Raw genomic sequence first — 12,891 nt, 5'->3', positions numbered from 1 at the left:
CGGCCCCGGCCGAGCACCCCAGCAGGGTCCGAGAGGTTCGCCTACACTCCGGCGGACGATGAACCGCGAAGAAGCGAACCAGGCCCTCGACCTCATCCGCCGCGTCGTCGCCCAGGCGCGTGACGACTCCGCCCTGCAGAACTGGGGCGTCATCTGGATGCTCCACGCCTTCGTCAACGCGGGCGGCTTCGTGGCCACCCAGTGGCTGTGGACGCAGGGCCACCGGCTGCCGGGCCCCTACGCGCTGCTGTGGGGCGGCCTGCTGACCTTCAACATCGTCACCATCTTCATCCTCAAGCGAAGGGAGACGGCGGGGACGCGCTCCTTCATCGAGCGGCAGATCTGGGCCATCTGGACCACCTTCATCGCCGGCATGGTGCTGGTGGCGGTCATCAACTGGCTGCTCGGCCTGGACCGGCTCTTCATGCCGGCGGTGGCGTGTGTCCTCTTCGGCACGGCCTTCTCCATGATGGGCGCGCTGATGGGCCGCATCTGGTTCCTGGTGGCCGCCGCCTTCGGGCTGGCCGCGCTGGGGATGACGCAGGTGCCGGACCACGCCTTCAACCTGCTCGCCGCGGTGTGGTTCGCCACGCAGTTCGGCGGCGGCCTGGCCCTCCATCGGGCCCGCCTGCGCAGGCTGTCCGGCGGCGGGAGCGGGGCGCGGCTGGTATGAGCCCGGAGTCGCTCGCTGCGCTGGTGACGGTGGCCCTGGAGCCCCTGGGCCTGCCGGAAGCGGAGCTCCACCGCAGGCTCTCCGCGGCCGGAGTGAAGGACCCGGCCTCGGTGCTGGGCGGCATGTCCCGCGACGGGCTGATGCGCGTGGAGCGGCGCCAGTGGGTGCTGACGCCGGCGGGGCACCAGGCGCTGCGGGACGCGGAGAGCGCCCTGGCCGGGGCACATGACCCGAGCCCCACGTCCGAGGGCATGGAGGAGTGCCCGTCGGTGCCCTGGCTCACCCAGGTGCAGACGCACTGGGTGGAGGCGCTGTCCATCAACTACGCGGTGGAGCCGGAGCGCCTGGCCCGCCTGCTGCCCGCGCCGCTGGAGCCGGAGGTCTTCCGGGGCAGCGCGTGGGTGCAGGTGCTGATGTCGTCGCTGCGGGACATGCGGCCACAGGGCCTGTCGCCGCTGCTGGGCATGTGCTTCTACCAGGTGAGCTACCGCGCGGCGGTGCGCTACCGGAACGCGAGCGGAGCCTGGCGGCGCGGGGGCTACTTCGTGCGCAGCGAGACCAGCGACCCGCTGATGCGCCGCGTGGGCAACGCGCTCAAGGAGTTCAAGTTCCACGAGTTTGGAGAGGCGAGCATGGTGATGGCCCGCGAGGGCGACCTGCTCACCGCCGCCGTGGACCCGGAGCCCGCGTTTCCGGGAGGCAAGCTGGTGGGCGTCTTCGACACCCGGCCCAGTACCCGGCCCCCGGCCGGGAGCGTGTGGACGGGGCTGGAGGACCTGCACGAGCCGCTGGTGGAGTGCTACGACGCCCTGGGTGTGGCGGAGGGCTTCGTGTACGTGCTCACCATCGACCGCGAGCCGTGGAACGCGCACTTCGTCACCCCGGTCCAGCTGTACTGCGAGTACTTCGACACGGGGCCGCTCGCCCCGGGCGCCCGGCTGGACTCGGTGCTGCACCTCACCGAGTGCGCCTACCGGTGGCGGCCCCTGCGGAGGGAGCGCCATGCGCAGTAAAGGACGGGGAACGAAGCCCCGGGCAGGAGCGTCCCAGGCGCCATGAGGATTCCCCTCGCCGCCCTGCTGGTGTTCATCGCGCTCACCGCGCACGCGGAGCCGAGCCGGGTCGCCGCCGCGCGCAAGGCCCGGACGCCCGCCGTCGCCGCGCTCTTCAAGTCCGCCGGTGTGGCCTGGCCGCCGGAGCAGATGTACCTGCGGGCCTTCAAGCACGAGAAGGAGCTGGAGGTCTGGGCGGGGCCGAAGTCGGGGCCGCTGGTGAAGGTGAAGACGTACCCGTTCTGCTACGCGTCGGGCGAGCTGGGCCCGAAGCGCCGCCAGGGTGATTTGCAGGTGCCCGAGGGCTTCTACACCATCGACCTCTTCAACCCGTACAGCGACTACCACCTGTCCATGCGCGTCAGCTATCCGAACGCGGCGGACCGCTTCCACTCGGGGCGCGGGGTGGACCCGGGCGGAGCCATCATGGTCCACGGCAACTGCGTGAGCATCGGCTGCATCGCCATCCAGGACGAGCCCATTGAGGAGCTGTACCTCATGGTGCTCGACACTCACGCGAAGACGAAGCGCAACGTCCCCATCCACCTCTTCCCGCGCAGGCTGGATGCCGGGGGCCTGAAGGCGCTGGAGCAGGGCCGGCCCGCCACGGACCCGCTCGTCGCCTTCTGGCGGAGCCTCCAGCCGGCGTACGCCCACTTCGAGGAGAGCCGGCGCGTCCCGGTGACGTCCATCGAGAAGAAGACGGGCACCTACGTGGTGAAGCCGGCGCGCTGAGGCGCCTGGAGCCCGGGCAACGGTGGCCCGGGCCCATGTGCCACCGGAGCCTGGTCGACTATGGGTAGAGGGCGTGGGCCCCCTGCTGGTCGAGCGTCGACAGATTGCGCTCCCACGTCTGTATGCCGCCGCAATGCGGATAGCCCATGATGGAGTCGGGGTCGTAGGGGGTCAGCCTGCAGAAGTTGCTGTCCTCGTAGCAGCCGGGGGCAGGATTCGGCGTGGGACTCGGCTCGTGACGGAAGCCAAGCACGTGCCCGAGCTCGTGCCGCAAGACGCCTGCCAACGTATAGGGCCCGGTGCTGCCGAACAGGCTGGTGCTGATGAGGATGTTGCGCCCGCTGCGGCTGGAGTTCGGGAAGAACGCGCGCGCCAGATACGAGGTGGTGGTCGTCTGACGGACGTCGAACACGACTCCAGCCTGCGAGGCGGTGCAACTGCCATCGTACTGGCTCAGGTGGATGAAGTTGACGTTTGCCACGGTCTCCCAGGTCGCAGCCGCGGAGGCCATCGCACTCACGACGGTGGAGTAACGGCTGCCAAAGCTGGCCGTGCTGATGCAATAGGTCAGGTTCCGGGCAGCGGTGGCGCTCCACTTGATGCGCTGGCCATTGAGGCAATAGACGGCGAGCGCGTCCTCGCGGGTGCCCAGCTCGGGATTGACGAAGGTGTCGTAGTACTCGCGGAGGCCGTCGACGCCCTCGACGGGGATGTCGCCGTTGACGACGAAGACGTCCGAGTCGGGCTCGTCGTGGGCCGTCGCCTTGAACTCCTCGAAGGACAAGCCCTCACGAGCGCCCTCGGACGGAAGCTCTGCCTCGGGGCTGCCGCACGACGAACACAGCAGTGACACACCAGCCAGCAACGCGATGGAGCGGAGGTTGCGCATGGAGTTCCCTTCCTCGTTGGACAGGAAATCTGTCCAACCCGGAAGCGTAACTGGGCCAGAACGAACCGAGGGCCCATTGCGCGTCCTGGCGCCCGATGACGCATGGCGGCCCGCGTCGAAGCGGGTGTGGCTCAGGGCGTCACGGCGGCGGCGAACTTCCTGCGGCCGTCGCGGATGGTGAGGATGACGGCGGGCTTCACCGGGTTGCGGTTGGCATCCAGGGTGAGCGTGCCGGTGGCCCCGGGGAAGTCCTTCGTCGCGGCGAGCGCGTCACGGATGGCGGGGCCGGACAGGGGCTCCGCCTTCTCGATGGCCGCGAGCGCCACCTTGGCGGCGTCATAGCCCAGGGCGGAGGCGGCCTCGGGAGAGCGGCCGTAGCGCGCGCGGAACGCGGCGACGAAGCGCTGCAGCTCCGGCGCGGGGTTGTCCTCCGCGTAGTGCGACGAGTAGTACGCGCCCTCCAGCGCGCCGCCGGCCAGCTCGAAGATGCGGTCGGACTCCCAGCCGTCACCGCCCAGCAGTGGCTGCGTCATGCCCAGCTCGCGCGCCTGGCGGGCGATGACGCCCACCTCGCTGTAGAAGCCGGGCAGGTACAGCGCCTGCGGCTTCGCCCTCCTCACCGCGAGCAGCGGCCCCCGGTAGTCCGTGTCGCCCTTGGAGTAGCTCTCCGCCGCAACCACCGTCCCGCCGAGCGCCTTGAAGGCGTCGGTGAACGCCCCGCTCAGCCCCATGGAGGAGGCGTTCTTGGCGTCGTGCAGGACGGCGACACGGTCGAGCTTCAGCGTCTCGCGGGCGAAGCGCGCCATGGCGCCGCCCTGGAAGGGGTCGATGAAGCAGGTGCGGAAGATGTAGTCGCCCTTCTTCGTCACGTCCGGGTGCGTGGCGGACGGCGTCACCATGGGCACCCGCGCCGCCTGCGCGGCGTCCGCGATGGCGAGCGAGCCGGACGACGTCACGTCTCCGAGGATGACCGCCACGCGGTCCTGGCCAATCAACCGCTGGGCCGCGGCCACGGACTCCTCGATGCGGCCCTGGGTGTCATAGGAGCGCAGCTCCACCTTGCGGCCCTTCACCCCACCCTTCGCGTTGACCTCCTCTATCGCGAACTGGATGCCGTCCCTCACCACCGTGCCGAACGAGGCCTCCGAGCCGGTGAGGCTGCCCAGTGTCCCCAGGAGGATGGGCCCCGTCTGCGAGGCGGCCTGCTGTTGAGGCACGGGCGCGGCCTCCGGCGGCGCGGCGGGCGGAGCCTTCCGCTCACAGGCGAGGGTTCCCAAGGCGAGGGCTGCGAGCAGTGGAATGAGTCGGGGCATGCGCGGTTTCTCCGGGCGCGGACTCTGGCACGGGCCCGGACGTCAGAACACCTTGCCGGGATTGAGGAGGCCGGAGTCGGAGCATGCGCGGCGCCTCCGGGCGCGGACGCTGGCACGGGCCGGACGTCAGAACACCTTGCCGGGGTTGAGGAGGCCGGAGTCGGAGCATGCGCGGCGCCTCCGGGCGCGGACGCTGGCACGGGCCGGACGTCAGAACACCTTGCCGGGGTTGAGGATGCCGAGTGGGTCCAGCGCGCCCTTGATGGCGTGGTGCAGGTGCAGCCCGCCCGGACCGAGCTGCTCGCCGAGGAAGGGCCGCTTGAGGGCGCCGACGCCGTGCTCGCCGGTGATGGTCCCGCCCAGCGCGAGCGCCGCGCGGAGGATGTCATCGAACGCGGCCCGGGCCCGCGAGAGGGCCACGGGGTCATTCCGGTCGAAGACGACGGTGGGGTGCATGTTGCCGTCGCCCGCGTGGCCGAAGGTGCCGATGAGCACGTCGTGCTTCGCGGCGCTGCGCTCGACGGCGTCCAGCAACTCCGCGATGCGCGAGAGCGGGACGCCGACGTCGTCGAGCAGCGTGGCGCCCTGCTTCTCCAGCGCGGGATAGGCGAGCCGGCGGGCCTGCATCAGCAGCTCACCCTCGGCCTCGTCAGCGGACTGCGCGACGAAGGTGGCGCCGGCGGACTCGCAGGCGGCGGCCATCTGGGCGAGCTCCGCCACGCCCTGCTCGCCTCCCGCATCGGAGCGCGCGAGCAGGAGCGCGGCGGCCTCCACGTCCAGGCCCATGGGCCCGAAAGCCTCGACGGCGCGGACGGTGGCGCGGTCCATCAGCTCCAGGAGCGAGGGCCGGGTGGAGGCCATGATGTCCGTCACCGCCACCCCGGCGCCCACGAGCGTGGGGAACGAGGCCACCAGCGTCGTCGCCTTCGGAGGACGGGGCCGCAGCTTCAGCGTGGCCTCGGTGATGACACCCAGCGTGCCTTCAGAGCCGACGAACAGCCGGGTGAGCCCGTAGCCAGCGGAGTTCTTCATGGTACGCCCACCGGTGCGGACGACGGAGCCATCCGCGAGCACGGCCTCGAGCCCCAGCACGGCGTCTCCCGTGACGCCGTACTTCACGCAGCACAGGCCGCCCGCGTTGGTGGCGAGGTTGCCGCCGATGGAGGAGAACTCCCAGCTCGCCGGGTCGGGCGCGTACCAGAGCCCCTGCTCCGCCGCTGCGGCCTTGACGGCGGCATTGAGCACTCCGGGCTGGGCGACCGCGAACATGCCGCGCCGGTCGACTTCCAGTACGCGGTTCATCCGCGACAGCGACAGGACGATGCAGCCGTCCACGGCGTTCGCCCCGCCCGACAGCCCCGAGCCCGCGCCCCGGGGCACCACGGGAACACGCAGGGCAGAGGCGACCCGGAGGACGGCCTGCACCTCGGCGGTCGAGCCGGGGCGGACGAGGACGCGGGGCATGCCCGCCGGAGCCCACTCCGCCTGGTCCCGGCGGTGGGCTTCGAGCACGTCGGCGTCGGTGACGAGCGCCTCGGGCGGCAGCACGGCCGCAAGCGCATGGAGCAGGTCCGCCGTCCCCTGGGACATCGCCGTGTACCTCCCGGTCCGTACCGTGCTCCAACCCGACGGTGGGGGCGCACCTTCCCACCGTGGGTTGCGATAGGGACGTATGCCAGTTAGCTTATGGAGGTTCCTGCGTCCTCGCAGCCGGTCTCGCCAGCCGGTCCCAACTCGGCGTCTGGATTGTCCTCAGTCCCCAGTCTGGTGTGGTCCTCGCGCGAGAACATCCGCGCCCAGGTGCTGTCCCTCCTGCAAGCGGCGCCCTCGGCGGACCCGTGGCTCCGATTCCGGATTGTGGGCCTGCTCGGAATCTTCGGAGGTCCGGAGCAGCTCCCGCTCCTACGCACCCTGCTTTTCGATACGCGAGAGGACTTCTCCGTTCGCAACCGGGCCCTGTGGGTCGGCGCACGGCACGGGCTGCGCCTCTCTGGCACGGAGCTGTCGCAGCTGCTCCATCGAACGTCGGCTCGCACCTGTCCCGGGCATTACCACCTTGGGCCATGTGGCCCCTCGCTGGGCACCCTCCTGGACCCGGCACGACTCGACGACGATGGCACCGAGGTGGAGGCGGCGTTGCTCCAGGTGTCCTCAGAGGAGCGAGCACGAATCCTCGCCGACTCCGACACCGCTCCCCTGCCTGCCCGACTCGTGGAGGGGTTGTTCACGCGCTGGCATCAGTCCGACCGCCACGAGGTCTCGGAAGCGGGAAACCTGGACGTGGCGCTGGCCCACCGCGAGCGCCCGGAGGCGTGGAAGCTCCTCACGGAGTGGACCCGGGAGCTGACTGCCTACGACCAGCAGGGGCTCCTGTACGGCGGACTGTCACGCGAGGAACTGGCGCGGCTCGTGAGGGATGCGCCCGACGCGATGCAACGTGCCGCCAATGCGCTCCTGCTGCCCCTGTCCGACCTGCGCGGCTACTTCGGCGAGGAGGCACTGCTGCGCCTCCTGCTCCGCATCGTGCGAGCAGAAAGCTCCGCCTGGACCGTGCCCTACGGGCTCGTGGAGCGCCAGCCGGCCTTCGCCCGGGCCACGGTGTTGCTCTGTGAATGGCCGGAAGCCCGGCCGTTCCTGTACCGCTACCTCTGCGACTTCACCCTTGCGACAGAGGTACGGCACGAGCTGCTCGACAGTCTCTTCGACCACGACCGGGCCGTTGCCATCCGGTGGGCACTCGTCGCGGCGAGGTACGCCGACAACACGCCCCTCGTCCGCTTCGTCCTCCGGCTTGCGGCACAGAGGCCCGAGCCCGGAGACCGCCCGCTGTTCCTCACCGGCCTGCGCGGCACCGATGACGTGTCGCAGTGCTTTGCTCTCGAGGGGCTGCTGGCCCTGGGCGAGTCGGGCGCCAGTTGGTGCGACCGGCTCGGCTCCCTCATCCACGCGAACCACCCAGCGGTGCGGCTCCGAGCGGCCGCGGGCCTCGCACAGCAAGGCAGGAGCGAGTGGCTTCCCATGCTGCGACATGCGGCCCTCGAAGCGCCCGAGCCCTGGCTGCGCGCCGATGCACTCCGCTGGCTGGGACAGGTGGATGCGGAAGCCAGCCGGCCCGTGCTGCTGCGCGCACTCACCACCGAGGGCCCCTGGGGGAACAGGCAGATTGCCCCTGGAGCGGATGAGGCAGTCTGGGCCCTGTCCCGCCTGGGCTCGGTCGAGGACCTCTGCGCACTGCTCGATGCGAGCTTGAAGGGGTGCTGCTCCGCACTGCTCGATGAAGCGCTGGAGTTCCACCTGGCGCGACAGGAGGGACATCCCGTGAAGAACGTCCCTCCCCCTCTTCGCAGCTATGTGGCCGACGTCCTGGACGGGTCGCTCAGAGTCGGTGCAGGAACTTGAGCAGGTCCTGCTTCTCCGTCGCGCTGAGGGACTCGGGAGGCCCGCCCGGTGTCTCGGGTGGGTGGACGGGCGGCAGGTTCAGGGGCGTGGTGAAGGGCAGGACGAACTGGCTGTAGATGTCCACGACGACCTCCAGGTTCGCCACGCTGTTGTCGTGGTAGTAGGGCGCGGTCCTCGAGATGCCGCGAAGCGTGGGGATGTCGAAGGCCTCGAAGTCCAGCGGGTTGCCGGTGATGACCGCGCGGCCCGGATCGGTGGAGAACCACTGCGGGAAGAGGTTGGGGCCGACGATGGGCGCACCGTTCTCATCCAGCTTCGGGTTCGGGTCATAGGGATGACCGCTGGCCGTGACAGGATTGGGCGGAAGGTCTGTCACCTGCTGCGTCCGCGTGCCATCCGTGTAGAAGCGGAACCGGTAGCGCGGCAGCTCGATGTCGGTGTTGAACAGCACGGGGAACTGACCAATCTGTCCCAGGTAGGAGAAGCCAGAGAAGGCGACGTTCACGATGTTGACGTCCGCGCGCGCTCCCTGCGCGGGCACGGGCCCCACGCCCGGGACGTGGGTGAAGAGGACGTTGCCGTCGGGCTTCGTCACCGGGAACTGGGCGGCAAGCTCCAGGACGCCCGGATGGGAGATGCGGCTGAGCGTGGCTCCACCGTGGCAGGCCTCGCAGGCGACCTTGAAGACCTCCCGGCCGCGCAGCTCCTGCGGCGTGAGCCACATGAAGTCCTCGGGGACGGGAATCTGGCCGAGCGGGACGCCGAACCCGAGCAGGTCGGAGACGAACCGTGCGCGAGGCGAGGTGAACTCGCCGCGCTGGAAGTCCGCGACCTTGCGCAGCTGCGAGCGGGACACGGGGCCACCCTCACTGTGGCTGGTGATGGCGGCCTGCGCCTGGTCCTCCAGGTTGGACTCGCGGCCGTCGAGCTGGAAGTGCGGCCCGGTGATGGCGACATCCTGGATGCTCGGCACGCCGCGCCAGACGGCAATCTTCCGGTCGGGCGGAGTGATGACGTTGCCCTGGGTGTCGATGACATCCATGTTCGCGGGCAGCGGGAGGACGACGCGGACGAGGCCCTTCTTCAGATGCTCGTATGTGGGGACCGAGGCCTCCGGGTCATCCGCGTCGATGCGGTTGAACAGCGGGTCGTTCGGGTTGGAGGCGAGGCGAGCCTGGACATTCTCCGGCCGCAGCGCCGTGCTCTCATCGAGGACGTGGCAGGTCGCGCACGAGCGCCCGTTGGTGTTCGCGAAGGCCTCGCTGAAGAGCTTCTTGCCGGCGGCGGTGCTCTTGAGAGCGGACGGGGACTCGGTGGTGGCGAGGACCGTGGCCGCCGCCACCTCGCCCTCCTCCGGCTCCTGTGCCGAGTCGCTGGTGCAATTCGTCAGTCCGCCGAGTGCAAATGCACTGGCGAGACACGCGAGGACGCGTGTGGAAAGCATGGGAATGTCTCCGGGGTGGGTGGCACCCCAGAGAACACCGGCGGTGCGTGAGAGTGTCACCGGGCTGCAGCGCATGGAGACGGATAGGCTTGTGGAGGCCGGCAGCAAAGGAGCGTGCATGCACCCCGGTGTGACCATCACCACTGATGACACCCACGACTGGCACCTGCCGGTCGCTGCTTCCGGCCTGCTGCTGCACGTGCCCGCCGAGGGCCGCTGGCTCCAGCGCCCTGCCCTGCACATGGAGGCCGCACCGGACTTCCGGCTGCGGCTGGTGAGTGGTGGACAGCCGCTGCTCTGGGCTCGCATCCAGGCCTACTGGGACCAGAGCGTCTTCCTCCGGGGGACAGCCCCCGAGCCCTGGAAGCTGCCGCTCCTGACCGCGCCTGACATCCGCGCCGTGACGTCCGAGCCCGGAACGCCGTCCTGGTGGGAAGCCTGGGCGCGATACCTGGGACGTGCGCTCATAGACGCCCCCGCGACGGTGCTGCACACGGGCCGCTGGTGCCTGCGCCCCATCGACGTCATCCCCCCGGAGCAGGCCTCCCGCCACGCCGTCAGCTCCATGGAATGGGGCTTCGGTCAGGCCCCCACCTCACCGCACTCGCTGGACACCATCCTCCAGTTCCTCCCTGCGTGGACGGAGAACTGGTGGCAGGAGCGTCCGGAGCACAAGTGCGGGGTCGTGCTGCCGCTGCGCGCGCCTTCCGCACCGGACGATGGACGGGTGAAGAGCTGGCGCAAGCGCGCTCGGGACGGGACGCTGCCTCCCGCGCTGCTGCTCTATGTGGACATCTTCGCGAAGTGGCTCCTGCTGGACGGGCATGACCGCATCCACGCGGCGCTGCTCGAAGGCGTGGAGCCTCCGCTGCTCGGCCTGTGGCCCTACATCGATACCGTGCAGCCAGCGAGTGCCGTCCGCGAGCAGGGCGCGCTGATTGGCGCCGAGCTTCAGCTGCGCGCCGGGGCGACGCCCGAGGTCATCGACCGCGTGAATCGCCAGCTGGTGCGCAGCTTCCACTGGCCCGAGCGCGGCACCGTCACTCGCGCCTGGCCCATTGCGGGCGGCGCTGAAGCCTGGCGCGCGGAGGTGCTCGCCGCGCGCCGGGAGAACACGGGGCCCCTGGACGAGGACGACTGGAACTGGTTCGTCTCCGCCAGGGGCTGACGGCGTCAGGGCCGCGCGAGTCTCAGCGGGGCGCAGGAGCCTCCGGGAGAGCGGCCTTCGCGTCCTGCCCGCCCGCCGGAGCACGCGCAGGAGCATCGGCCTTCAGGATGTTCACCAGGGCCATCATCTGTGCCACCAGGGTGGCTACACCCTGCCCGTCCTGCGTCCCGCCATTCCCGCCGATGGACACCGAGCGCAGCTCCTTCGGCTGAGGAAGCTTCTCCGCGATGTCGGGCAGCAGCTCCACCAACCGGGCCTGCACGTTGGCGGGAGTGAGCTCGTTGAGGATGCGCTGCCGCGCGTCCATCAGCTCCAGCTCGGCCTTGGCCTGGCGGTTGCCCGCCGCCCGCTGCACGTCCGCGACCTCGGTGTGGGCCAGGACCTCCCGCTTGAGCCGCGCGGCCTCCGAGTCCTGCTTCAGCCGTGTCAGCTCCGCCTCCACCGCGAGCCGCGCCTTCTCCAGCTCCACCGTCTGGAGCGCGGACTGCTGCCGCTCCAGCGCGAGCTGCCGCGCGTCCTCTTCCTCGCGCTGCTGCCGCCGCAGGCGCTCGGACTGCTCGCGGTCGTACGACTGCGCGTCCTTGCTGGCGCGAAGCATGGCGAGCTCACCGTCGCTCTCCAGCCGCATGCGCTCCCGGGTCTGCTCCACCTCCAGCTCGCGCTGTGCCAGCGCCTCCTCCGTGCCGAGCGCCGCCAGCCGGGCCACGCGCTCGCGCTCCGAGCGGAACGGCGTCTGGAGGCTCTCCCAGAGGCGCGCGGAGCTCACCACCGCCTCCTTGATCTGCACCGTGACGATGCGCAGCCCCAGGCCCTTGTCACCGCCGCCACCGCCCTCCGCCACGTGTCGGAGGCGGGCCGTCAGCTCCTCGATGATGGGCTGCTTGTCGGAGAGCACCGCGTCGATGCTCATGGTGGCCACCTTGTCCTTGATGGCCGCCTCCGCCTGCTCGCGCAGCTGCACATTCACGACGCGCATCGGGTCCTCCGCGTCCGTGAAGTCCAGCTTCCGGTACGCGGTGCCGAAGTCCTCGATGATCCACTGCACGTAGCCCTGCACCAGCAGTCCCTGCAGCTCGCGGCAGATGCAGTGCGCGTTGATGATGATGGTCTGCATCGCCCCGGGGGCCACGATGAACGAGTCCCGCGTCGGGTCGAACCGGAACGACACGCCCAGGCCGATGTGCAGCGGCTGTGAATGGCCCCGGCGCGTGTGCACGACATAGGCGTTCGGCGGGACGATGACCGTCTTCCACTTCCAGAAGCCGCTGATGCGCACGTCCACCGCGTTGCCCGTCCGCTCGACCGGGACGGCGGCCGCCCTCCGCGCGGGCATCATCGCGTTCTGCTGGGGCATCCCCCCAGGGGACATGACCTTGCGTGCCTTCAGGTCCACCTCCAGGCGCTGCTGCTGCTCACGCACCTGGTCCAGGTACTCGTTGCGCACCGGCTCCTTCGACATGCTCATGGCCCCCCCTCCTCTGGAGCGGCGCCGGTCATCGGCGCACGGTCCTCCATGGGTATCGTCAGTCAGGGGAGTCTACCGGAACGCGTCGGCGACGGTGCCGTCCCCCGAGCCATCCAGGCTGGCGGTGCGTGCAGGTAGGCTACGACCATGGACGCAGTGCAGCTTCGAGAGCAGTGGAGATGCTGGTACAGCAACGGGCCACCCGTGGCCCACGTGCTGCGCCTCCAGCACCCGGAAAACTGGCTGCGCATCCACAGCCTCCCGGAAGCGCAGCGCTATCCCGACAGCCCCGAGGACTGGACGGAGCTGCTCGCCCGGCACAATGAGGTCGCCACTGGAATGCTCGGAGAGGGTGGCCGGGGGGTCCTCATCGCCGCACGAAATGCCTTCGACGGAGAGCCACTGCCCGAGCAGCTCGACAATGAGCCCGAGCCCCTGGCGACCCTGAGCCCCAGGCTGCTGGGCCCCATCGACGCGGACTGGCCGGGCGCGGTGGCACTGAAGTCGCACTACGACAGCACCGTCGGGCTGTACGCCGTCGAGCTCCGCTGGCACCGCGGCGCCTACGACACGCTGCTTCGGGCAATCGCCAACTGGGAGGTCGCCCTGGTGCTCTTCGTCTCGAGCGACAGCGGGCGCGTCTACGCGCCCTATGACGGCGGCGCCGACCTCTTCTTCCCCAACCCCGAGGAGCGTGACCTCGCCCGCGAGCGCTACCAGGCCTGGCTCTCCCAGTTCCCGGGCGGCCTGTAG

The 12,891-nt window shown here is 70.2% G+C and carries 11 protein-coding genes; 6 read left to right on the top strand and 5 right to left on the bottom strand.

What is annotated here, in order from left to right; translation table 11 throughout:
* Positions 1–58: 58 nt before the first annotated feature.
* The 3 genes from LXT23_RS38300 to LXT23_RS38290 are packed head-to-tail and all read left to right on the top strand — an operon-like array spanning position 59 to position 2,460.
* Entirely contained in the window at positions 59–673 is a 615-nt protein-coding gene (locus LXT23_RS38300; protein WP_253985391.1) for a hypothetical protein, read from the top strand.
* Positions 670–1,686 carry a DUF2071 domain-containing protein gene (locus tag LXT23_RS38295; RefSeq protein ID WP_253985390.1) on the top strand — a complete coding sequence of 339 codons (1,017 nt, stop codon included), beginning with the start codon at positions 670–672 and terminating at the stop codon, positions 1,684–1,686. The genes LXT23_RS38300 and LXT23_RS38295 overlap by 4 nt, the downstream gene beginning before the upstream one ends.
* 42 nt (positions 1,687–1,728) lie before the next feature.
* Complete coding sequence (locus LXT23_RS38290) at positions 1,729–2,460, top strand: L,D-transpeptidase family protein (protein ID WP_253985389.1); 732 nt, start codon at positions 1,729–1,731, stop codon at positions 2,458–2,460.
* A gap of 58 nt (positions 2,461–2,518) precedes the next feature.
* On the opposite strand, the gene LXT23_RS38285 is transcribed toward LXT23_RS38290, so the two are convergent.
* The 3 genes from LXT23_RS38285 to LXT23_RS38275 all read right to left on the bottom strand — a co-directional run bounded on the left by LXT23_RS38285 (position 2,519) and on the right by LXT23_RS38275 (position 6,252).
* Positions 2,519–3,349: a M57 family metalloprotease gene (locus LXT23_RS38285; protein WP_253985388.1), complete on the bottom strand. Its 831-nt coding sequence runs from the start codon at positions 3,347–3,349 to the stop codon at positions 2,519–2,521.
* Between the two features lie 131 nt (positions 3,350–3,480).
* Positions 3,481–4,662: an ABC transporter substrate-binding protein gene (locus tag LXT23_RS38280; RefSeq protein ID WP_253985387.1), complete on the bottom strand. Its 1,182-nt coding sequence runs from the start codon at positions 4,660–4,662 to the stop codon at positions 3,481–3,483.
* Between the two features lie 210 nt (positions 4,663–4,872).
* Positions 4,873–6,252: an FAD-binding oxidoreductase gene (locus LXT23_RS38275; RefSeq protein WP_253985386.1), complete on the bottom strand. Its 1,380-nt coding sequence runs from the start codon at positions 6,250–6,252 to the stop codon at positions 4,873–4,875.
* Between the two features lie 156 nt (positions 6,253–6,408).
* Here LXT23_RS38275 and LXT23_RS38270 point away from each other — a divergent pair, with 156 nt between their 5' ends.
* Positions 6,409–8,061: a HEAT repeat domain-containing protein gene (locus LXT23_RS38270; RefSeq protein ID WP_253985385.1), complete on the top strand. Its 1,653-nt coding sequence runs from the start codon at positions 6,409–6,411 to the stop codon at positions 8,059–8,061.
* On the opposite strand, the gene LXT23_RS38265 is transcribed toward LXT23_RS38270, so the two are convergent.
* Positions 8,039–9,505 carry a cytochrome c peroxidase gene (locus tag LXT23_RS38265; protein WP_253985384.1) on the bottom strand — a complete coding sequence of 489 codons (1,467 nt, stop codon included), beginning with the start codon at positions 9,503–9,505 and terminating at the stop codon, positions 8,039–8,041. The genes LXT23_RS38270 and LXT23_RS38265 overlap by 23 nt on opposite strands.
* 118 nt (positions 9,506–9,623) lie before the next feature.
* On the opposite strand from LXT23_RS38265, the gene LXT23_RS38260 reads away from it, so the two are divergent.
* Entirely contained in the window at positions 9,624–10,673 is a 1,050-nt protein-coding gene (locus tag LXT23_RS38260; protein ID WP_253985383.1) for a hypothetical protein, read from the top strand.
* A 22-nt stretch (positions 10,674–10,695) separates the two neighbouring features.
* Here LXT23_RS38260 and LXT23_RS38255 read toward each other — a convergent pair whose 3' ends face one another.
* On the bottom strand, positions 10,696–12,138 hold the full coding sequence (locus LXT23_RS38255; RefSeq protein ID WP_253985382.1) for an SPFH domain-containing protein: 1,443 nt from the start codon (positions 12,136–12,138) through the stop codon (positions 10,696–10,698).
* Positions 12,139–12,285: 147 nt separating this feature from the next.
* On the opposite strand from LXT23_RS38255, the gene LXT23_RS38250 reads away from it, so the two are divergent.
* Positions 12,286–12,891: a DUF3885 domain-containing protein gene (locus LXT23_RS38250; RefSeq protein ID WP_253985381.1), complete on the top strand. Its 606-nt coding sequence runs from the start codon at positions 12,286–12,288 to the stop codon at positions 12,889–12,891.

This window comes from Pyxidicoccus xibeiensis (genome assembly GCF_024198175.1).
Lineage (GTDB): Bacteria > Myxococcota > Myxococcia > Myxococcales > Myxococcaceae > Myxococcus > Myxococcus xibeiensis.
The sequence above is the reverse complement of the archived record's forward strand: the minus strand, read 5'-3'. Positions and strand labels throughout refer to the sequence as shown.